Raw genomic sequence first — 21,294 nt, forward strand, 5'->3', positions numbered from 1 at the left:
GCCCGGCCGCCGCGGCGAGGACCGCGCCGCCGATGACCAGGCGGGCGGCGGCCAGCGTCACGGGGTCGGCCGTGCCGCCGGCCGCGAGGGCGCCCGCCGTCCCGGCGGTGCCCCACAGGACGGCGGCGGCCACCACGGCGGCCGTTCCGGCGAGGTTCGAGGAGGGGTGGTGCTGCATGGGAAATATTGTCTGACAACCAGACGACATTGACCAGTATGGGATGGTTACTACTCCGAAACACCCCCGTTTAGTTACTCAAGGGCCCTACCTCCCCCTGACCCACGTTGATACTGTTTCGCCACCAATAACCCGCGTGTAACGATGCGGTTCCCCTGCGAGGTCACATGGGCGGGCGTAAAAGGTCCATCAAAGTTAAGATCCTGACCCTGGTACTGGTGCCGTTGCTGTCCCTGCTGGGGATCTGGGCGTACTCGGCGATGATCACCGTCCAGAGCGGTCTCGATCTTCTCCGGGTCCGGACGATCTACGAGACGCTGGTCGTCCCCACCGGAAACGTCGCCTCGCAGATCCAGGAAGAGCGCTACCAGTCGGTCATCTACCTCAGCTCGGGCGCCGCCACCGACCGCAGCGATCTCGAGGCGCAGCGCGTCAGGACCGACCAGGCGCGGGCCGCCCTGGAGAAGGCCGTCCTGGACAGCGCCGCCGAGCAGGAGTCGAGCCCGCAGATGTACCAGCGGGTGACCGAGCTGATCGAGACCACCCACCGCCTGCCGGACATCCGGGCGCGGGTGGACTCGCGCAGCTTCAGCCGGCTGCTGACCCTGGACGCCTACCGCCTGATCTCCGACGCCGTCGGCCGCGTCTACGACAGCCTGAAGTTCGCCGGCGACCTGGAGATAGGCCCGCCGACCAGGGCCGTCACGCTGATCGACCGCAGCCGCGACCTGATGAGCGAGCAGGCCGCCCTGCTCGCCGGCGTCGTGCGCGCGGGCTCGATGACCAGCGACGAGCGCACGGTGTTCACCACGATGGTGACCAAGCGCAGGATGGTCTACGACATGGGCTTCCAGCTCCTGGACCCCGACCTGCGCCAGCCGTACCTGGTGCTGCAGAACTCCCCGACCTACACCCGGTTCGCCTCCGTGGAGGACCAGGTCACCCAGGACGTGCAGCCCGGCAGGAGGCTGCCCGGCGGCTCGGGCAGCTGGGGACCCAACATCCTGTCGCTGACGCAGGCCTTCGACCGGCAGAACGCGATCGTGTCGCAGCGGATCGCCGACCGCGCCGTCCCGCTCGCCGGCGTGATCCTGTGGCGCATCGTCCTCACCCTGTTGCTGGGCATCATCGCCGTGGGCGTCTCGCTCTACGTCTCGGTCCGGTTCGGCCGGCGCATCACCGGCGAGCTGATCGAACTGCAGCGCGCCGCGCTCGAGCTGGCCGGCCAGCGCCTGCCCCGGGTGGTCCAGCGGCTTCGCCAGGGCGAGGACGTCGACGTGGCCGCCGAGACCCCGCCCATCGCCGCCGGGCCGACCGAGGAGATCGCCAACGTCGGCGAGGCGTTCACCTCGGTGCAGACCACCGCCATCGAGGCGGCCGTGGGTCAGGCCGAGATCCGCAAGGGCGTCGGCAAGGTCTTCCTCAACCTGGCCCGCCGCAACCAGTCGCTGCTGCACCGCCAGCTGACCATGCTGGACGCCATCGAGCGCAAGGTCACCGAGCCGGAACTGCTCGACGAGCTGTTCGGCATCGACCACCTCACCACCCGCATGCGGCGGCACGCCGAGGGCCTGATCATCCTGTCCGGCGCCGTCCCCGGACGCGGATGGCGCAACCCGATCCCGCTGTACGACGTCGTCCGCGCCGCCGTGGAGGAGGTCGAGGACTACCTGCGCGTGCACGTGACCATGCCGGAGAGCATGTCGCTGGCCGGGACGGCCGCCACCGACGTCATCCACCTGCTCGCCGAGCTGGTGGAGAACGCGACGATGTTCTCGCCGCCGCAGACCCACGTCGAGGTCCGCGGCGAGATGGTCGCCCGGGGCTTCGCGATCGAGATCGAGGACCGGGGCCTCGGCCTCAGCCCCGAAGAGCTGGAACAGATCAACCAGCGGCTGGCCGACCCGCCGGAGTTCGACCTGGCCGACAGCGACCGGCTCGGCCTGTTCGTCGTCGGCCGGCTCGCGGCCCGGCGCGAGATCCGCGTCTCGCTGCGGCCCTCGCCCTACGGGGGCACCACGGCGATCGTGCTGGTGCCCGAGAACCTGGTGATACCCAGCGAGCCGTCCCCCGAGCCGTACTCGGTGCGGGACCTCACCGGGCAGGAAGGATGGTTCGGCGCCGGCCGGAGCCTGACCGCGGCGCTGGGCGCCGGCAACGGCCAGCCCTCCGCGGCGAACCGCTCCACCGCCGAGGCGGGCGGCGCCCACCAGGCGAACGGGGCCAGCAGGACCAACAGGACCAACGGGGCGAACGGCGCCGGCGACGACGGCAAGGGGCGCCGCCGTGCCACCGGCCTGCCGCACCGGGTGCGCCAGGCCAGCCTGGCGCCTCAGCTCCGCGAGGCGGCGCCGGCGCCCGGCCGGGCGGCGGAGCAGGCGGGCGGCCCGCGCGAAGATCGCGCCGACGCCGAACCGCTCCAGCCCTCTCCCGACATGTTCTCTTCATTCCGGGCGGGCTGGGAGCGGGCGCACGAGGGTGAGGGGAACGCGTCATGAGCGAGGGAGAACGCTGGCTGGACCAGGACGCCGGTCCCCTCATCCGTCCTTACACCGTCACCCGGGGCCGCACCCGGCCCACGGGCCCCGCCTTCGACATGGTCGCGATCGTCAGGGCCGAGCCGGGTGGCCGGCCGCATCCGGGGCTCAGCCCCGAGCACCTGCTGATCCTGCGCATGTGCGCCGCCCAGCCCATGTCCGTGGTCGACCTGGCCTCCGAGAGCGGCCTGTCGCTCGGGGTCACCCGCGTCCTGCTCGGCGACCTGCGCGACCACCAGCTCGTCTCCGTGCGGCCGCCGGCGACGGTGTCGCAGCTGCCCGAGGAGCGCCTGCTGCGCGAGGTGATCCAGGGTCTGCGGGCCCTGTGAGCTCCCCCGGCACGCGCCCGCCGGCCCGCTGAGGCCGCCTCACACGCGACACGGGCCCCCACCGGTCTTTCCGGTGGGGGCCCGCCGCGTTCGTCCGCCGGGGCGGGCTAGGAGGCGATGTGGTAGCTGTCGCCGTAGACCTTCCAGGACAGCGGGGGGTCGAGGTCGAGGTTGCCCGCCTTGAGGAAGACCCGCTGCTCGGTGTCCACCCTGGTGGTGTCGCTGTGGGCCTCCTCGGTCTTCATGGCCGCCTTGCGGGCGTCGAGGAAGGCGTTGAGGTAGGTCTTCTCGTCGCCGCCCTGCGCCGGCGGCTTGGCCTTCTTCAGGGCGGTCTTGCGGATGCCGCCGAAGCTGACCGAGTCGTTGCCGGGGCCGTGCATGACGATGGCGTCGTAGTAGATGAACTGGCCGAGGGCGCGCAGGCCGTCCGTCTTCGCCTGCTTGACCGCCGGGTTGAAGTACACCCGGTCACGCTCGTCGTTCTGGGCGGTCTGGAAGGCGGTGTCCTTGGCCGCGGTCTTCCAGTCCTTGGTGAAGTTCGGGTCGAGTCCCTTGTGGGAGTCGGTGCCGTCGACCGAGCGCAGCGCGGGCAGGTACTTTGCCAGGACGTTGCCCGGCTTGCGCTGGGTGTAGAGCTCGACGAGCTCCAGCATGTCCCCGGTGCCGGAGCAGAACCCGATGATGCCGGCGGTGTAGCCGCGCCCGTCGTCGATGTCCTCGATGTAGCCGTACTGGGCGCGCCAGTCGAGCGAGGAGTTCTCCGCGCTCGACACCAGTTGCATGGCGATGTCCTTCTTGTGCGGGTCGGTGAGGTCGACCGCCGCTGCCTTCACCTGCGCTTTGCCCGCCGCCGTCGCCGCGTGGCCGGCCGTGGCCGCGACGGCCGCGTTCCCGCCCGCGCCGCAGGCCGGGATCAGTGCCACGGCCAGCGCCGGCGCCACCAGGACGCGCGCGCGCAAGTGCCGTAGAGCCGGGGGGATCGGCATCTGGCCTCCACTACTCGTTAGGAAACTTTACTAACGAATCGAAGCACTATCCGCGAAGGCGTGTCAACGGATTCCGCGAGAAGGTCCGCGCGAGGGGCGCGGCGGCCGATGGTGAGGTAGATCGCCCGGGCCGGGTTCGTCTCCGCCGGTCAGGCCAGACACCCGCCAAGGTAAAGAATCAGTACCCGTTTGCGTGGAATGGGTATCAATGGGGGTAGTTGTCCCGTTACTAGGTATGTGCCCGTTGGGCGATGCTCGACATGTCGGTGAAGACCACAGCCCACCAACGAGAGATCACATCGGATTCAGGTGCCAGCCATGTGTCAACACGAACCGCAGTGCCCGCCGGCGAACGCTGTCGATCACGAAGCGGCCTGCCTCGTGGCGTTCCACCCGGAACAGGGGTGGGGGCTGCTCTGCAACGGTGTGGTCGTCTTCGACGACACGGGTGAGCTGCTCCCCGACGGCCGCAGCGTCCCTCCCGTCCACCGCTTCGCCTATGGATGTGCCGCATGACCACGACCTACACGCCCGGGGCGTCCTCCCACAGGTACGCCCGAGCCGCCGTCCATCTCTGGCCGGCGCGCGAGAGCGGCAAGCGCGCGTCATGGGTGCTGGTCCCCGAGCCGACCACCGTGCCGAAGACCCGCAGGCGGGTGCGCGGCAAGCTGTCCGACTGGGGGCTCGCGGCGCAGTCCGACGTGGTGGAACTGCTGGTCAGCGAGGTGGTCACCAACGCCATGCGCCATTCGTGGGGTGCGGTCATGTCGCTCGCCATGGACGACGGGACTCTGCGCTGCGAGGTCCAGGACACCAACCCCGCCCTTCCCCAGGTCCGGGAGGTCCACGAGGGGGATGAGGGCGGACGCGGCATGTACTTGATGCAAGCGCTTTCCACATCCTGGGGCAGCCACCCGCTGTCCACCGGGAAGGTCGTCTGGTTCGAACTGGCCTGCGAGCCCGCGGGCACGCCGGCCGGCGCCGAGGGGAACGGGGACGATGACTGACGATCCGCGCCGCGGCCGGACCGATCCCGCCGCGGTCCCCGCCGACGGGCAGGCGTACCGGCCGCGCCGCTTCCAGATGCGCCGGGCGCGGCGCCGCCTGGCAGAGGAGGTCCAGGACCTGCGCACACCGTCCGGGCGCAGGATGCTCCCGTACTGACGGCGCGACCAGCCTCCCGGGCCGCCCTCCGGGCCCGCCCCCTCCCCCGGTGACGCCGGGGCGGCCGGCGGGGCCCGCACCCGGCGTCCCGGCGTCCCGACGGCAGGCCCGGCTCGCCGGCCCCCGGCCGATCTCGCCCCGGGCGGTTCGCCCTCCGGCGCTTTCCCTCCCCGCGGTTTCCTCCCCGGCGGTTTCGCTCCCCGGCGGTTCGGCCGCCGGGCGGTCCGCCGTCAGTGCCGGCGCCGGGCCCCGCCGGCCGCCCGGCCGTCCGGCGACGCCATGGCCGATGAGAGGCCGCGGCTGTCCTGCGCCGCCGCGCGCCGATCCTGCTCGGCCACCCACACGGCGATCTGCGCACGTGAGTGGAAGCCGAGTTTGCTCAGGATGTGCTCGATGTGCCCCTCGGCCGTGCGCTGCGCGATGACCAGCGTCGTGGCGATGCCCTTGTTGCTCAGCCCCTTGGCGACCAGCCGGGCGATCTCCATCTCCCTGCGGGTCAGCGGCGAGGAGGTGGCAGCGGGCCGCGCGCTCGGGACGGCGGGCGTGCTCTCCTCCATGGCGTAGGCGAGCGCCTCGTCGAACGACAGCCGCGCGCCCTGGCCCAGCGCCGACCGGAAGGCGGGCTCGCCGAGCGCCTGGAGGATGCTCGCCTCACACTCCTCGTGGTAGACGAGCAGGTGGCCGAACTGCAACAGCGGCCTGCCTGACGTCTGCCAGATGTTCCACAGCGCGCCGATCAGCCGGGCCGCCCGCTCGTAGTCGTGTTCGGCGGCGGAGACCCAGGCGAGCACGTCCAGGTTGATCCCCACGCCGAGCCGGTCGTCCAGCGTGCCGTTGAACCGGAGGCTCTCCTTCTCCAGGGCGACGGCGCGCGCCATGTCGCCCTCGCGCCAGGCCAGCACGCCGAGGGCCATGACGGCATAGGCGCGGTGCCAGCTCTCGCCGCGGGCGTCGCAGATGCGGATCGCCTCCTCGCCGGCCGCGGCCGCCCGCTCCACGTCCCTCTTGCGCCCGTAGGTGAGGCAGAGCCTGGTCAGGGTCAGTACCTGACCCCGCTCGTCCCCCGCGGCGCGATGTCCGGCGAGCGACCGCTCGTAGATCTCGACCGCCGCGTCGATCTCGCCGCGGTAGACCGCCGCCATGCCCGAGAACAGGGAGGCGTAGGCGATCAAGGAGGGCAGATCCAGCGTCTCCCCCAGTTCCCGCGCCTCGTCGGCCATCCCGGCCGCCGCCTGGTCGTGGCCCATCATGATCGCCATCCAGCTCGCGCAGCACAGCGCCCAGGCCCGTGACTCGCACGGCGCGGTGACCTTGGCCAGGCCGTCCTCCAGCCAGCGGCGTCCCTCCCCGACCAGGTACATGGTCTTCCAGTGGTAGAGCAGGTCCGTGGCCATGCGCAGGCCGTCCTCGGCGTCGCCGTCGTCGAAGCAGGCGTGCAGGGCCACCCTCAGGTTGGGGTGCTCCAGCCGGAGCCTGCGCTGCCAGTGGAGCTGGGCGCTGGTGAAGACCAGCGCCTGCGCCTGCCGCGCCAGCGCGCGGTAGAACTCGCGGTGCCTGCGCCGCAGCGCCGCCTGCCCACCGGACTCGGCCAGCCTGTCTCTGCCGTACTGGCGGACGGTGTCCAGCAGCCGGTAGCGCACGCCCACGGAGTGCTCCTCACGCACCAGCACGGACTTGTCCACCAGGCCGCTGATCACGTCCACGACGTCCTCGCGGGCGATGCCGTCGCCGGAGCAGACCGCCTCGGCCGCCTCCAGGTCCAGACCGCCGGAGAACACCGACGCGCGGGCCCACAGGAGCCGTTCGGGCTCGGTGCACAGCCCGTAGCTCCAGTCGACCAGGCCGCGCAGCGTCCGCTGGCGCGGGGCGGCCGTCCGTGACCCGGTCGTCAGCATCCTGAACCGGTCATCCAGCCGGTCGAGGAGCTGCTGGACCGACAGCGCGCGCAGCCGTACCGCCGCCAGCTCGATGGCCAGGGGGATGCCGTCCAGGCGCCGGCAGATCTGCTCCACGGCGTCGCGGTTGTCGTCGGTGACCGAGAAGCCCGGCAGCACCGCGTCGGCGCGCTCCACGAACAGCCGCACCGCGTCCACTTCGGCGAGCGCCTGCGTCGACAGGTTCACCCCGCCGCCGTCGGGGACGGGGAGAGGGCGCACGACGAGGGTGCGCTCGCCGTGGATGCGCAGCGGCTCCCTGCTCGTGACGATGATCCTCACCCCGTCCGCGACGGCCAGGAGGTCATCGGCGAGCATCGCGCAGTCGTGCAGCATGTGCTCGCAGTTGTCCAGGATGAGCAGGGCCTTCTTGTCGGCCAGGTGATCGGCGAGCGCCGCCATCGAAGGACGGCTGGACCGCTCCTCGATCTCCAGGACCTCCAGCAGGGTCGGGACGAGCAGGTCAGGATCGTCCACGGCGGACAGGTCGACGAACCAGACGCCGTCGGCGAAGGCCCGTTGCACGTCCTGGGCGGCCCGTGCGGCCAGCCTCGTCTTGCCGACCCCGCCGAACCCGGTGAGGGTCACCAGCCGGGACCTGGACAGCAGCGTCTTGACCTCGGCCATCTCCTGCCGGCGTCCGACGAAGCTCGTGGCGTCGGCGGGCAGCCCTTGTGCCGGCCGACGGTTCGCGGAACTCGATACCATTTCCTCACCTACCAGGCCGACCCCGGAAAGTGCGCTTTGCTCCGCAAGTCGGCATCATCGACCCCTACCCTCCGAGGGTCGCCCGCGCACCGCCGTATCGCCCGGATAACGTCAGGTGCCCGCAAAACTTTGATGGGGAGCGCATTCCGCAGGCGGCCGGCGCCCTTTTCCGTCCGGCCAGAAGAACGCCGGAAAAGAGGCAGCCGCGCACGGGACACCGAATGCGGCACTTGCCGTAATGCGGGGTGGATTGAGGAGTTTGTGCAGGTAGGCCCGGTGGAATCGTAACCGTGTACCTGAGGCCATGACTCGCGAAGGGCCTCTTCGACCGTCGATACCGGACCAAGCCACTACATATGCGAAGCCGGCCGGAAAGCAGCAGAACAGGAGGAGCGAACACGTCGGCCCGCGTTGAAAGGAACCAGCACGTCGGCGGCCTTGAGAGGAGAGCCCGATGAGTCTGGCCGATCCCAGCGCCAAATCCGATATTCTTCCCCACCCCTATGTGGAGTGCGACCTGCCCGGTCCCCGTTCCGCCGAACTGCTCGGCCGGCAGGCCGTCCGCGAGTCGAACGCGCGCACCTACCCGCGCCGCCTGCCCATCGCCATCGCGGAGGCGTCCGGCAGCTTCGTGCGCGACCTGGACGGCAACGTCTTCATCGACTTCCTGACCGGCGCGGGCGTGCTCTCCCTCGGGCACAACCATCCCGAACTGGTGCGCGCCGCCACGGCGCAGCTCACCCGGCTCACCCACGGCCTGGACTTCCCCACCCCCGCCAAGGACGCCTTCACCGAGGCGCAGCTTTCCATGCTCCCCGCCGGGATGCGCGACCGCATGAAGGTCCACTTCTGCGGGCCCACCGGCGGCGACGCCGTCGACGCCGCGGTCAAGCTGTGCAAGATCGCCACCGGCCGTGGGGACGTCGTTGCGTTCCAGGGCGGCTTCCACGGCAGCGGCCACGCGGCCATGGCGCTCACCGGCCTGGTGCGGCAGAAGCAGCCGGTGGCCAACGGCGTGCCCGGCGTCCACTTCTCCCCCTACTCCTACTGCGCGCGCTGCCCCCTCGGCCTGGTCCCGAGCACCTGCGACACCAACTGCGCCGGGCAGCTCGAACGGTCGCTGCGCGACGGGAACGGCGGCGTCCCGCTGCCCGCCGCGGTGATCCTGGAGATCGTCCAGGGTGAGGGAGGCGTCATCCCCGCCCGCCGGGCGTTCGTCCGCCGGGTGCGCGAGCTGACCCGCGAGCTGGACATCCCCCTCATCGTGGACGAGGTGCAGACCGGCTGCGGGCGCACGGGCACCTGGTTCGCCTTCGAGCGGTACGACATCGAACCGGACGTGATCGTCGCCTCCAAGGGCCTGAGCGGCATGGGCCTGCCCGTCGCGATCATTCTGTACGACCGGCGGCTGGACGTGTGGGCGCCCGGAGCGCACATCGGCACCTTCCGCGGCAACCAGCTCGCGTTCGCCGCCGGGGCCGAGGCCGTCCGCGTCATGCGCCGCGACGACGTCCTGGGCAACGTCCGGCGGCGAGGCGAGCAGATCGCCCGGCGGCTGGCCCCGCTGACCGTCGGCCCGTGGGTCCGCGAGGTGCGCGGCGTCGGCCTGATGTGGGGCGTCGAGCTGGCCGACCCCGGCGACGGCGCCCCGGCCACCGACCTGGCGCACCGCGTCCAGGAGGTCGCGCTGCGCAGGGGGCTGATCATCGAGGTCGGCGGGCGCGCCGACTGCGTCGTGCGGATCCTGCCTCCCCTGAACGTGACCGCCGACGTCGTCGAGACCGGGTGCTCCATCCTCGTCGAGGCCATCGCCGCGTGCTGCCCGGTGCCGGCCTGACGGCCGGTCGCCACGGGGGTCCGCGGGAGGTTGATGGAGGCAGCATGACCAGACAGGCCGAGGTCCAGGACGCCCGGCGCGCCGACCGGCCGCCGCCCGGGCACGTGCTCGTCGGCGCGAGCGGCCCGTACACGTCCAGGCGGTGGGACGGCGAGCGCCTGCACCACCTGTTCGAGGACCTGTGCGACCGGCTGCGCACCGCGGGCGAGCAGGACCGGCGGGCGGTGGACGCCGGAGAGGTCACGCTCACCTACGAGGAGCTGGACGCGCGGGCCAACCGGCTCGCCCGCCACCTGCTGGGACGGGGCACGCGCCCCGGCGACCGCGTCGCGCTGGTCTTCGACCGGGCCGTGTGGTCCTACGCCGGCATGCTCGCCGTCTCGAAGATCGGCGCGACGTACGTGCCGCTGGACCCGGGCTTCCCCGCCGACCGCATCGCCTACATCGTCCAGGACGCCGGCGTGCGCGCCGTGCTGACCCTGACGCACCTGCGCGACCGGGTCGAGCACGCCGGCGCCCCCATCCTGTGCCTGGACGAGGCCGAGCCGCTGATCGAGGCCGAGGACGGCCGCCGGCTCACCCGCGACGAGTGCGGCGAGCACGGCGAGCGCCATGAGCACAGTGAGCACAGTGAGCACAGTGAGCACGATGAGCACGGTGAGCACGGTGAGCACGGTGAGCACGGGCGACCGGCCGGCGAGCTGTGCTACATCGTCTACACCTCCGGCTCCACGGGCCGGCCGAAGGGCGTGGCCGTCGAGCACACCTCCATCTGCAACTTCGTCCGCGTCGCCGTCGACGCCTACGGCATCGCGCCGGGCGAGCGGGTGTACCAGGGCATGACCATCGCCTTCGACTTCTCGGTGGAGGAGATCTGGGTGCCCCTGCTGTCGGCGGCGACGCTCGTGCCCCGGCCGCCGGGGGCGACGCTGCTCGGCCGCGACCTGGCCGACTTCCTGCGCGCCCGGCGGGTCACCGCGCTGTGCTGCGTGCCGACCCTGCTGGCCACCCTGGAGGAGGACCTGCCCGGCCTGCGGTTCCTGCTGGTCTCGGGGGAGGCGTGCCCGGCCGACCTGGTGCGCCGCTGGCACCGTCCCGGCCGCCGGTTCCTGAACGTCTACGGCCCGACCGAGGCCACCGTCACCGCCACCTGGGCGGTGCTCGACCCCGCGCGGCCGGTGACGCTGGGCGTCCCGCTGCCGACCTACGCGGTCGCCGTCCTCGACCCGGCAGGGCCCCGGGCGCTGCCCCCCGGTGAGCTGGGCGAGATCGGCATCGCCGGCGTCGGGCTGGCCCGCGGGTACGTCAACCGCGACGACCTGACCGAGCGGGCGTTCATCCCCGACTTCCTCGGCATCCCCGACAACCCCTCCGGCCGCATCTACCGGACCGGGGACCTCGGGCGGATCAACGCCGACGGCGAGATCGAGTACCACGGCCGCATCGACACCCAGGTGCAGATCAACGGCTACCGGGTCGAGCTGTCGGAGATCGAGTCGGTGCTGCTCCAGGTGCCCGGCGTCGCCCAGGCCGTCGTGGACACCCACGAGCCGGAGCCGGGGGTGGTGGAGCTGGTCGCCTACTACAGCTCGCGCGGCGACGCGCCCGAGGTGGACCCCGAGCGCGTCTACCGCGAGCTGCGCGGGCGCCTGCCCGGGTACATGATCCCGGCCTACCTGGAGCCGCTGCCCGGCATCCCGATGCTGCTGAGCAGCAAGGCCGACCGCAGGAACCTGCCGCCCCCCACCGGCCCCCGCGCCCTGTCCACGGCGCGGCCCCGCGTGCACCCGGCGACCGCCGCCGAGCGCACACTCGCCGACGTGCTGGCCGGCGTGGTCGGCGTGGAGCAGGTGTCGGTCGACAGCCACTTCTTCGACGAACTGGGCGCCAACTCGCTGCTGATGACGCGGTTCTGCGCCCGGGTGCGGGAACGCGGCGACCTGCCCCCGGTGTCGATCAAGGACGTCTACCTGTGCCCCACCGTCCGCGACCTGGCGGCGGCCCTCGACGGCGCCCGCGACGGCGCCCTTGACGACGCCTTCGACGGCACCCTCGATGGCGTCGCGCCCGTGGCCGCCTCCGGCGCTCCCGCCGTACCGGCGACCCGGGCACCCGCCCGGGCCGGCACCGCCGCGTACCTGCTGTGCGGGCTGGCGCAGGCGCTGCTGTTCCTCGGCTACTCCTGTCTCGGCGCGCTGCTGCTGGCCCGCTGCTACCACTGGATCGCCGGCGCCACCGGCGCGGCCGAGATCTACGCGCGGTCGGTGGTGTGCGGCGCGGGCGTTCTGCTGACCCTGTGCGCGGCGCCGATCGCGGCCAAGTGGGCGCTCGCCGGCCGCTGGAAACCGGGGGCGATCCGGGTCTGGAGCCCTGCCTACCTGCGGTTCTGGGCGGTGAAGACGCTGGTGCGCAGCAGCCCGCTCGCGATGTTCCCCGGCTCCCCGCTGTACGTGCTCTACCTGCGGGCGCTCGGCGCGCGGATCGGCCCCGGCACGCTGATCCTGTCCAGGAACGTCCCCGTCTGCACCGACCTGCTGACCATCGGCCGCGGCACGGTGATCCGCAAGGACTCCTTCTTCACCTGTTACCGGGCCCGCGCCGGCATGATCGAGATCGGGCCGGTCACCATCGGCGAGGGCGCGTTCGTCGGCGAGCAGACGGTGGTCGACATCGGCGCCTCCATCGGCGACCGGGCCCAGCTCGGCCACTCCTCCTCGCTCCAGTCGTCGCAGTCGGTGCCGGACGGCGAGCGCTGGCACGGCTCGCCCGCCCAGCCGGGCGCCCCCGACCACCTGGCCCTGGAACCGGCGGACGCCGGCCGGTGGCGCAGGACCCGCTTCGGCGCCATGCAACTGCTGACCCTGCTGGCCGTGTGGATGCCGCTGGGCATCGGCGGCTTGCACTGGCTGGGCACCCGGTTCCCGGTCCTGTCCGGGTGGGCCGACACCGCACGCCCCAGGGATCTGACCGCGTGGGCCCCCTACCGGGACGCGCTGGCCGCCTCAGCGGCGATCTACTTCGGCGGGCTGATCGCCGCGCTCGCCTTCCTGGCCACCGTGCCCCGCCTGCTGCACCGGACCCTGCGGGAAGGCCGGGTCTACCCGCTCTACGGCTTCCACTACTGGGCGCACCGGGCGATCTCGCGGGTCACCAACGCGCAGGTCTTCACACACCTGTTCGGCGACAGCTCCTGGATCGTCCCCTACGTGCGCGTCCTTGGGTACGACCTGTCCAAGGTCGAGCAGACCGGGTCCAACTTCGGCCTGCAGCACAAGCACGAGTCGCCGTACCTGGCCACGATCGGGAGCGGCACGATGGTGTCGGACGGGCTGTCGATCGTCAACGCCGACTTCTCCGCCGGGACCTTCCGGCTGTCGCGCGCGGCGATCGGGGCGCACACCTTCGTCGGCAACGACATCGCCTACCCCGCCCAGAGCCGCGCCGGCGACAACTGCCTGCTGGCGACCAAGGTCATGCTGCCCATCGACGGGCCGCCGCGGCAGGACGTCGGCCTGCTCGGCTCGCCCTGCTTCGAGATCCCGCGCTCGGTGCAGCGCGACAGCCGCTTCGACGACCTGAAGACCGGCGACGAGCTGCGCCGCCGCCTGGCCGCCAAGAACCGGCACAACACGGTGACCATCGCGTTGCACCTGCTCACCCGGTGGCTGCACGTCCTCGGCCTGCTCCTGCTGGCCATGGCCGCCGCCCGCCTGTACGAGACGGCGGGCCCGGCGGCGATCGCGGCCGCCCTCGGGGGCGGCGTGGTCTTCACCATCGCCTACTTCGCGCTGGTCGAACGCCTGGCCACCGGCTTCCGGACGCTGCGCCCGCGCTTCTGCTCGATCTACCAGCCCTACTACTGGTGGCACGAGCGCATGTGGAAGCTCACCAACCCGCTCTACCTGGACCTGCTCAACGGCACCCCGTACAAGAACCTCGCCTGGCGGCTGGTCGGCGTGCGCGTCGGGCGCAGGATCTTCGACGACGGCTGCTACATACCGGAGCGGACGCTGGTCGCCGTCGGCGACGAGTGCACGCTGGCCCAGAAGAGCCTCATCCAGGCCCACTCGCTGGAGGACGGCACCTTCAAGTCCGACCGCATCGCCATCGGCGCCCGGTGCAGCATCGGCACCAACGCCCTGGTCCACTACGGCGTCCGCATGGGCGAGGACGCCACGCTCGACTCCGACTCCTTCCTGATGAAGGGCGAGGAGGTCGGCGCGGGCTCCCACTGGCGGGGCAACCCCGCCACCCAGCTCAGCGCCGCCGCGACCGTCAGGGCCGTGCCACGGTGAGCGGGATCCCGCCGGCGGCGTGACCGGTCTCCGCGCGCTCGCCGTGCTCGGCGGCCCGGCGCCGGCCCGCCTCGCGGCGGGTCAGGGGGCGGCGCCGAAGCGCAGGGCGTCCAGGAGGAGGTCGAGCAGACGACCGGCCTGGTCGCGCTGCGCGGGGGCGCCGGCGGCGAGGGTCACGCCGCTCAGGGCGGTCAGCACGTCGGCGGGCGCGACATCGCCGCGCAGCGTGCCCGCCTCGGCCCCGGCGCGCAGCAGCGCTTCGACGGCGCCGATGAGCCGGTCGCGGCTGTGCGCGTACGGGTCGCCGCCGGAGGCGATGACCGCGCGCAGCGCCTCGGCCATGCCGCGCTTGGTCGTCATGTAGTCGAGGAAGCGGTCCATCCAGTCGCGCATCGCCCCGGCCGGCGGCAGGGCGGCGAGGAGCCCGGGCACCGCGTCGCACAGCCGGGCCAGCTCGTTGCGGTAGGCCGCCTCGACCAGCGCCTCGCGGGTCGGGAAGTGACGGTAGAGGGTGCCGATGCCGACGCCCGCGTCCTTGGCGATCGCGTCGAGCGTCACGTCCGGCCCGTCGTGGGCGAACGCGCGCACGGCGGCGGACAGCAGGCGGTCGCGGTTGCGCTGGGCGTCCGCGCGCAGGGGCCGCGGACCGGTGACCGACACGACGTATTCCTCCTCATCCCCGCGGGGACCTCTCCTCGAGCGCCCTCGCTGCCGGCGGCTCGGCGTCCGCCCGACCGGCGGGACCTTCGCCGACCATTCCATCACGGGACGGGATTTGCTAACCGGAGGAAACTCCGATTAGAGTGCCACTTACTGGAGGATCCTCCGGTTTCAGCGTACCGCCTGGACCTCCGACCGCGACCGCCGAGTGAGAACAGGCAAGGCATCACCATGACCGCGACATCACGCATCACCACGCCGTTCAACGCCGCGTCCACCGCCGCCGAGGTCGTGGACGGCGTCGACCTCACCGGTCGACGCGCCATCGTGACCGGCGGGGCCTCCGGCATCGGCATCGAGACCGCCCGCGCGCTCGCCGGCGCCGGCGCGGAGGTCACCCTGGCCGTCCGCGACCTGGACGCCGGCCGGCGCACCGCCGAGGACATCACCGCCACGACCGGCGCCGAGCGGGTCGGCGTCGCGCCGCTGGACCTCACCGACCGCGCCTCGATCGCCGGCTTCGTGTCCGCGTGGGACGGCCCACTGCACATCCTGGTCGACAACGCCGGAGTCATGGCCGCCCCCGAGACCCGGACGCCCGAGGGCTGGGAGCTGCAGTTCGCCACCAACCACTTCGGCCACTTCGCGCTCGCCACGGGCCTGCACCACGCGCTGGCCGCCGCCGGCGGCGCGCGCGTCGTGTCCGTCAGCTCCGCCGCCCACCTGCGCTCCCCGGTCGTCTTTGAGGACATCCACTTCCGGGAGCGCCCGTACGAGCCGTGGACCGCGTACGGTCAGTCCAAGACGGCGAACGTGCTGTTCGCGGTCGAGGCGGCCACGCGGTGGGCGGACGACGGCATCACCGTCAACGCCCTGCACCCGGGCGGCATCCGGACCAACCTGCAAAGGCACGTCACCATGGAGGAGCTGGACCGGCTGCGCGCCCAGATGAGCGCGGGCGGCGCGTCCACCCCCGACTGGAAGACCCCCGAGCAGGGCGCCGCCACCTCGGTGCTGCTCGCCGCCTCCCCGCTGGTGGAAGGCGTCGGCGGGCGGTACTTCGAGGACTGCAATGAGGCCGGTCCGCACGAGCCTGGCACCCGCACCGGCGTGGCGGCCTACGCCCTCGACTCCGAGGCCGCCACCCGCCTCTGGAAGGTCACCGAGGAGACCCTCTCCGCCTGATGTGACCACCGGGTCGCCTGATCGGGGCATCAGAGCCGACCTCTCCCGCCGGACCCGTTCCGGCCGCGTCTCCACGGGGCCACGCATCCCGTGCCGAGCACCCGGCGGACGCCGTGCCCACCAGAGCGCGGCGCCCGCCGGGCCGTCAGCGGGGCTCGGCCGCGCGGCGGCCACGGTCCACCGGAGCCGGATAGTCGGGAAGGCTGATGTTCGTGGCGAACATGTCGGTCATCTTGATCATCATCTTCAGCAGGAGACTCCGCCGGAAGACCTGGTCGCGCATCCAGATCCCCGCGCGCGAAGCCGGGGCCAGGAAGCCGCCGGCGTTGCCGCCGCTGCGCGCGACCTTCGCGTACGGGCTCATCACCTCCTCGTACCGCCGGAATGCGGCGTGGTGGTCGCCATCGGCCCGCGCCAGCTCACCGGCCAGCACGTACGCGCCGACCACCGCCACGCCGGTGCCGAACCCGCCCAGCGTGTTGCCGGAGACGGCGTCCCCGAGCAGCGCGACGCGACCTCGCGCGTACCGGCCGGCCCGCACCCGGCTGATCGTGTCGAGGTGCAGGTCCCGTGCCTGCCGCACCCGCTCAAGGATCTCCGGGGTACGCCACCCCATCCCGGCGTAGGCGTCGATGATCAGGCGCTTCATCTCCTCGGTGTCGTACCGGTCGTACGCGAGCTCCTGCGAGGCGAAGACGAAGAACGCGGGCGCCTTGGGGCCACCGACGGAGACCATCCGCCCTGGCTCGTTGTACATCACCCCCGTCCCGTCCCCGTCGCCGTCCGATCCGCCCGGCGGAAGCTCGGCCAGGGCGTAGTAGTAGCCGAGGAACCTCACGAAGTCGCGCTCCGGGCCGAAGGCCAGCCGACGGACGTTGGAGTGGATGCCGTCCGCGCCCACCACCAGGTCGAACGTGCGGGGGGCGCCCCGCTCGAAGGTCACGTGGACGCCGTCCGCCGCCTCGGTCAGCGAGGTGATCGAGTCGCCGAACACGTACGCGCAGCCCGCGGCCACGCTCTCGTCGTACAGGATCTCCGACAGGTCGCCGCGCCGGATCTCCACGTCGCCGCCGGTGAACTCGCCCGGCATCACGGCGATCGACCGGCCGTCCGCGTCCACGATCCGCACATCGGCGCCGCCGGTCTGCCTGCGCCGCACCTCGGCGAGGATGCCCATCCGGCGCAGCACCGACAGTTGGTCCTCGCCCTTGAAGTCGATCGCCTGCCCGCCCGGGCGCGGGCCCGGAGCCTTCTCCACGACGGTCACGCCGAACCCGTAGCGGCGCAGCCACCACGCCAACGCCGGCCCGCCGATGCCCGCCCCCGAGATCAAAATGTTCGAGTTCTCCATGCCCCCGACCCTCCCGCCCCCCACCGACACCCCACCGACACCCCACCGACACTCCCCCGCGTCTGTGTCCGTCGCCTTGGTGTCGCCGCCGCCAGCCGTCGGTGAAGGTCACCAGGGCGTCAAAGGACGCTCTCTGGCGGTAGGGGCGGTGTGGAGGTGCGCAGTTCGGCGGCGGCCATGGCGTCATCGCCCCTAACCGGCATGGAACGGGCGAATAGTGCCGCGGCCACAAAAAAATGCGGCCCCTTGCGGGGCCGCCCAGTTGGCCGTAACCAACTTCGTGTACCTCCACTGTAGCTAGCATCGGCGAGGCCGGCCAACGTTGGAGGTGTCTGCTGATGGATGTGGTCGCCTACGTCGACGGCTTCCACCTGTACCACGGGCTGAAGAGTAAGTACGGCCGCGCGTACCTGTGGCTGGACCTCGTCGAGTTGGTGCGGGAGATCCGGCGGGATGACGTAGTGCTGAAGGTCAGGTACTTCACAGCGATCGTCAAGGGTGAACCCGATGCCGCCCTGAGGCAGGAGACCTACCTTGCCGCTCTGGCCGCGCTGTCCAGAGGTGGAAATCGTCCGCGGTCACTTCAAGAAGAAGACCGCGCGGTGCAGGGACTGCGGCTCTCGATGGACCTGCGCATGTGATCCTTCGCAGACGTTCCATACGTACGAGGAGAAGTTGACGGATGTTGCGCTCGCCGTGGCCATGACCATGGATGCGGCGTCCTCCTACGGTGACATGTCGCTGCTCATGTCGACCGACACGGACTTTCGCCCCGCGATTGACGCCTCGCTTCGGCTGGCCCCCAAGCGGCCAGTCATGATCGCATGCCCGCCGGGCCGCGTTGGCCCGAAGCACGACTTCTCAGGACGGGTGATGTCGTTCGCGATACCCGAGAAGCACCTTCAAGCCTCGCTGCTCCCCGAGGCTGTCGTTGGCCAAGATGGGCGACTCTTTCAACGCCCGGCGAAGTGGAATGAGTGACGGAAATCGAGTCGGGCTCGGGGGCCGCGCTTCGATCAGAGGGCTTGGGCGGCTTGGGGGCGGGGGAGGGCGGCGGCTGTGGCGAAGTGGGTGGCGAAGGCGTCGGGGCCGATCAGGTCGGTGACGCCGGCGGCGACCCGGGCCACGTCGGCGTCACCGGCGACCGCCGTGCCGCGCAGGGCCACTCCGGCGCCGAGCAGGAAGGCCGCCCGCTCCCCCGCGCCGGCCAGCAGGGCCGCCCCCGCGCAGCCCTCGGCGACGTCGGCGAGGTCGGCCGGCGCCGCTCCCGTCGTACGGGCCAGGCGCAGCGCCTCGCCGTGACACCGCTCGGCCTCGGCGCGGTCGCCCACGGCCTCCGCCAGCCGGCCGAGCGCGGTGTGCACCGCCGTTCTGATGCCGTCGGCGCCGAAGCCGCCGCCCGCGGACGAAAGGGCCGCGCCGTAGCGTCGCCGGGCCTCGTCGTGGTCCCCGGACCGGCGGGCCAACTCGCCCAGCCCGAGCTCCACGGACGGGGACCGGGCCGCCGGGCCGGCGACCCGGGCCAGGCCGGCGGCGCGGTCCAGGTCGGCGCGGGCCGCGGCGAGGTCGCCCTCACGTAGCAGCCCGCCGGCTCTGCGCCCCAGCACGCCCACCATCTCCTCCAGGGCGCCGAGCTGCTCGTGCAGGTCGAGTGCCCGCCCCCACAGGCGCTTCGCCCGTTCCCACTCGCCGCGCCGGCCGGCGATCAGCCCGAGCCATTCCATCGCCTGGGCCATGCCCCACCGCTCCCCGAGGTCACCGAAGGCGGCCAGCGCCGCCTCCAGCCCGCGCTCGGCGCCGGCGGTCTCTCCGTCGAGCAGGAGCAGCAGCGACTCGCCGAGCCGGGCGGTGGCCCTGCTCCACGGGTCGGCGCCGAGCATTCGCGCCCGCTGGACGACGTTCCCGGCGCCGGGCGGCCCGGCGGCCATCCCCCACAGGGCGTTGAGGAACGGGTAGCGCACCACCCCGCTCAGCGATCGCATGATCTCCTCGGCGCGCGCCCACCGCTCCGGGGTGGCGTACGGCACGGTCTGCAGCACGCACAGGACGTACTCCTCCGCAAGCCCGGCGGGCGGCTCGTCGCCGAACCGGTCGAGCAGGCGGAGCGCGAAGGATGTCGCCTGGCCGCGCCGCCCGCTCAGCCACCAGTACGCCGCGAGCGCCGCGACCAGCCGCAGCCCGTTCGCGGGTTCGGCTTCGGCGGCGTGGCGCAGCGCGGCGCCGAGATTGGCGTGCTCGGCCGACAGTCGTGCCAGCCAGTCGAGCTGCTCGGCCCGGCGCAGCCCGGGATCGGCGCGTCGCGCCAGATCGAGGTAGCAGGCGGCGTGCGCGGCCCGCACCCGGCTCTGCTCGCCTGACTCTTCCAGCCGCCGCGCGCAGAACAGCCGGATGGTGTCCAGCATGCGATAACGCCCGCCTTCTGCCTCGACGAGCGACTTGTCGACCAGATCGGCGAGCAGCTCGCCCGAGCCGCAGACCCGCTCGACGGCCGAAAGGGTCGCGCCGCCGGCGAACACCGAGAACCGGCGGGCGAGCGCCTGCTCCTCGGGCGTGAGCAGGCTCCAGCTCCAGTCCACCACCGCGTGCAGGGTGCGGTGGCGGGCCGCGGCGGTGCGGTCGCCCTTGGACAGCAGGGCGAAGCGCCCGTGCTCGGCCAGCCGGGCGGCGATCTCGTCGGCGCCGAACGCGCGCAGCCGCGCGGCCGCCAGCTCGATGGCCAGCGGCAGGCCCTCCAGCGCGACGCAGATCTCGGTGAACTCCGGCCGCATCGTCACGCCCGGCCGTACGGCGGCGGCCCGCTCCAGGAACAGCCGCACGGCGGGATAGCCGAGCGCGGCGGCCTCGCCGGTACCCTCGGGCGGCACCGCGAGCGGCGGCACCGGGACCAGGGTCTCGCCGGTGATGCCGAGCGGCTCGCGACTGGTGCACAGCACGGCCAGCGACGGGCAGGCGTCGAGCAGCCGGCGGGTGAGCGCCGCGGCGCCCGCGACCAGGTGCTCGCAGTTGTCCAGGATGAGCAGCAGCTCGCGGTCGGCGAGCGCCACGAGCAGCCGCTCTTCCGGGTCGCCGCCGCCGGCCAGGGGTGGATGCAACCCCCTCTCGCGCAGCCCCAGGGCCGCGAGTACCGCCGGCGCGATCTGGCCGTCGCCGTCGGCGGCCGACAGGTCCACGAAACAGCTCTCCCGCCCCTGGCGACGGACGGCCTCGACGGCGAGCCGGGTCTTGCCGGTGCCGCCGGGGCCGGTCAGGGTGACCAGGCGGCGGTCACGGAGGGCGTCGATGCGGGCCAGCTCGTCTTCGCGTCCGACGAAGCCGGTGAGCGGCGCGGGCAGCCGGGACGGCGCGCGCCGCCGCACCTCGCCGGCGCCGCCTCCGTCGCCGTCCCGCAGGAGGGCCAGGTGCAGGGCGGAGAGCTCCGGCGAGGGGTCGGCGCCCAGCTCGTTTGCGAGCAGCCGCCGCGCGTCCGCGAAGACGGCGAGCGCCGCGGCCCGCTGCCCCTCGGCATGCAGGGCTCGCATCAGCTGGCCGGTGAGGCGCTCGCGCAGCGGGTGGGCGGCCGCCAGCCGCCGCAGCTCGCCGGAGGAGGTGCCCGCGGGCAGGGCCAGCTCGGCCTCGGCGAGGTCTTCGCGGGCCGACAGCCGCAACTCCTCCAGCCGGGACGCCTGCGGCGGGGCGAACGGCGCGTCCGCCACGTCGGCCAGGGCCGGGCCACGCCACAGCGCGAGCGCTTCGCGCAGCACGGCGACGGTCTGCTCGTACCGCCCGGCCGCGAGCGACTCGCGGCCTTCGCGGGCCAGCAGCTCGAAGCGGTGCGCGTCGACGTCCGAGGGGTCCGCGGCGAGCCGGTAGCCCGCGTCGTGGAACTCGATGGCGCCGGGAGGAAGCACCCTGCGCAGCCGGGACACGTGGGCCTGGACGGCGCCCGCCGAGTCGGCCGGCGGCCGGTCGCCGTACTGGCCGTCGATCAACCTCGCCACGCTGACCGGCCGGCCCGCGTCGAGCAGGAGCAGGGCGAGCAGCGCCCGCGGCCGGGCACCGGCCACCGGGATCGGCTCCCCCGCCTCCGTGCGCACCTCGACGGGCCCGAGGATGCCGTACCGCACGAACCGATCGTATTACCGGTAGCACCC

15 protein-coding genes are annotated in these 21,294 nt (G+C 72.7%); 10 read left to right on the plus strand and 5 right to left on the minus strand.

The genetic code is table 11. The features are described 5' to 3' along the window. Positions 1-345 precede the first annotated feature (345 nt). Complete coding sequence (locus ACFQSB_RS36295; RefSeq protein WP_380831538.1) at positions 346-2,676, plus strand: sensor histidine kinase; 2,331 nt, start codon at positions 346-348, stop codon at positions 2,674-2,676. Continuing rightward, positions 2,673-3,044, plus strand: coding sequence for a DUF742 domain-containing protein (locus tag ACFQSB_RS36300; protein ID WP_380831539.1), 372 nt, complete (start codon positions 2,673-2,675; stop codon positions 3,042-3,044). Before ACFQSB_RS36295 ends, ACFQSB_RS36300 begins: the two co-directional genes overlap by 4 nt. Before the next feature lie 107 nt (positions 3,045-3,151). Here ACFQSB_RS36300 and ACFQSB_RS36305 read toward each other — a convergent pair whose 3' ends face one another. Further along, the gene (locus tag ACFQSB_RS36305) at positions 3,152-4,030 is read right to left on the minus strand and encodes a chitosanase (RefSeq protein WP_380831541.1); all 879 of its coding nucleotides are present in this window, start codon (positions 4,028-4,030) and stop codon (positions 3,152-3,154) included. 318 nt (positions 4,031-4,348) lie between these two features. Between ACFQSB_RS36305 and ACFQSB_RS36310 the strand changes: the two genes are divergently transcribed. Genes ACFQSB_RS36310 through ACFQSB_RS36320 form a run of 3 tightly spaced genes read left to right on the plus strand, consistent with a single transcriptional unit; the run spans position 4,349 to position 5,194 of the window. Next, positions 4,349-4,546, plus strand: a complete 198-nt coding sequence (locus tag ACFQSB_RS36310; RefSeq protein ID WP_354837965.1) for a DUF5999 family protein — start codon at positions 4,349-4,351, stop codon at positions 4,544-4,546. Beyond that, entirely contained in the window at positions 4,543-5,037 is a 495-nt protein-coding gene (locus tag ACFQSB_RS36315; protein ID WP_354837963.1) for an ATP-binding protein, read from the plus strand. The genes ACFQSB_RS36310 and ACFQSB_RS36315 overlap by 4 nt, the downstream gene beginning before the upstream one ends. After that, positions 5,030-5,194: a hypothetical protein gene (locus ACFQSB_RS36320; RefSeq protein ID WP_380831543.1), complete on the plus strand. Its 165-nt coding sequence runs from the start codon at positions 5,030-5,032 to the stop codon at positions 5,192-5,194. Before ACFQSB_RS36315 ends, ACFQSB_RS36320 begins: the two co-directional genes overlap by 8 nt. Positions 5,195-5,424: 230 nt before the next feature. Here ACFQSB_RS36320 and ACFQSB_RS36325 read toward each other — a convergent pair whose 3' ends face one another. After that, entirely contained in the window at positions 5,425-7,836 is a 2,412-nt protein-coding gene (locus ACFQSB_RS36325) for an ATP-binding protein (RefSeq protein ID WP_380831545.1), read from the minus strand. Between the two features lie 454 nt (positions 7,837-8,290). Between ACFQSB_RS36325 and ACFQSB_RS36330 the strand changes: the two genes are divergently transcribed. Together ACFQSB_RS36330 and ACFQSB_RS36335 are read left to right on the plus strand one after the other, a co-directional pair. Continuing rightward, positions 8,291-9,673 carry an aspartate aminotransferase family protein gene (locus ACFQSB_RS36330; RefSeq protein ID WP_380831547.1) on the plus strand — a complete coding sequence of 461 codons (1,383 nt, stop codon included), beginning with the start codon at positions 8,291-8,293 and terminating at the stop codon, positions 9,671-9,673. A gap of 44 nt (positions 9,674-9,717) precedes the next feature. Further along, positions 9,718-13,968: a Pls/PosA family non-ribosomal peptide synthetase gene (locus ACFQSB_RS36335; protein WP_380831549.1), complete on the plus strand. Its 4,251-nt coding sequence runs from the start codon at positions 9,718-9,720 to the stop codon at positions 13,966-13,968. Between the two features lie 81 nt (positions 13,969-14,049). Here ACFQSB_RS36335 and ACFQSB_RS36340 read toward each other — a convergent pair whose 3' ends face one another. After that, positions 14,050-14,628 (minus strand): TetR/AcrR family transcriptional regulator, encoded by a 579-nt coding sequence (locus tag ACFQSB_RS36340; protein WP_354917216.1) that lies wholly within the window; start codon positions 14,626-14,628, stop codon positions 14,050-14,052. Positions 14,629-14,859: 231 nt separating this feature from the next. Here ACFQSB_RS36340 and ACFQSB_RS36345 point away from each other — a divergent pair, with 231 nt between their 5' ends. Next, the gene (locus ACFQSB_RS36345) at positions 14,860-15,813 is read left to right on the plus strand and encodes an SDR family NAD(P)-dependent oxidoreductase (RefSeq protein WP_380831551.1); all 954 of its coding nucleotides are present in this window, start codon (positions 14,860-14,862) and stop codon (positions 15,811-15,813) included. A gap of 145 nt (positions 15,814-15,958) precedes the next feature. On the opposite strand, the gene ACFQSB_RS36350 is transcribed toward ACFQSB_RS36345, so the two are convergent. Beyond that, the gene (locus ACFQSB_RS36350) at positions 15,959-17,164 is read right to left on the minus strand and encodes an FAD-dependent monooxygenase (RefSeq protein ID WP_380831553.1); all 1,206 of its coding nucleotides are present in this window, start codon (positions 17,162-17,164) and stop codon (positions 15,959-15,961) included. A 338-nt stretch (positions 17,165-17,502) separates the two neighbouring features. Here ACFQSB_RS36350 and ACFQSB_RS36355 point away from each other — a divergent pair, with 338 nt between their 5' ends. Both ACFQSB_RS36355 and ACFQSB_RS36360 read left to right on the plus strand, forming a co-directional pair. After that, on the plus strand, positions 17,503-17,805 hold the full coding sequence (locus ACFQSB_RS36355; protein WP_380831555.1) for a PIN domain-containing protein: 303 nt from the start codon (positions 17,503-17,505) through the stop codon (positions 17,803-17,805). A gap of 34 nt (positions 17,806-17,839) precedes the next feature. Further along, positions 17,840-18,145: a PIN domain-containing protein gene (locus ACFQSB_RS36360; protein ID WP_380831556.1), complete on the plus strand. Its 306-nt coding sequence runs from the start codon at positions 17,840-17,842 to the stop codon at positions 18,143-18,145. 35 nt (positions 18,146-18,180) lie between these two features. On the opposite strand, the gene ACFQSB_RS36365 is transcribed toward ACFQSB_RS36360, so the two are convergent. After that, entirely contained in the window at positions 18,181-21,267 is a 3,087-nt protein-coding gene (locus tag ACFQSB_RS36365) for a BTAD domain-containing putative transcriptional regulator (protein WP_380831558.1), read from the minus strand. Positions 21,268-21,294: the final 27 nt, after the last annotated feature.

It is taken from the genome of Sphaerisporangium rhizosphaerae (assembly GCF_042665155.1).
Lineage (GTDB): Bacteria > Actinomycetota > Actinomycetes > Streptosporangiales > Streptosporangiaceae > Sphaerisporangium > Sphaerisporangium rhizosphaerae.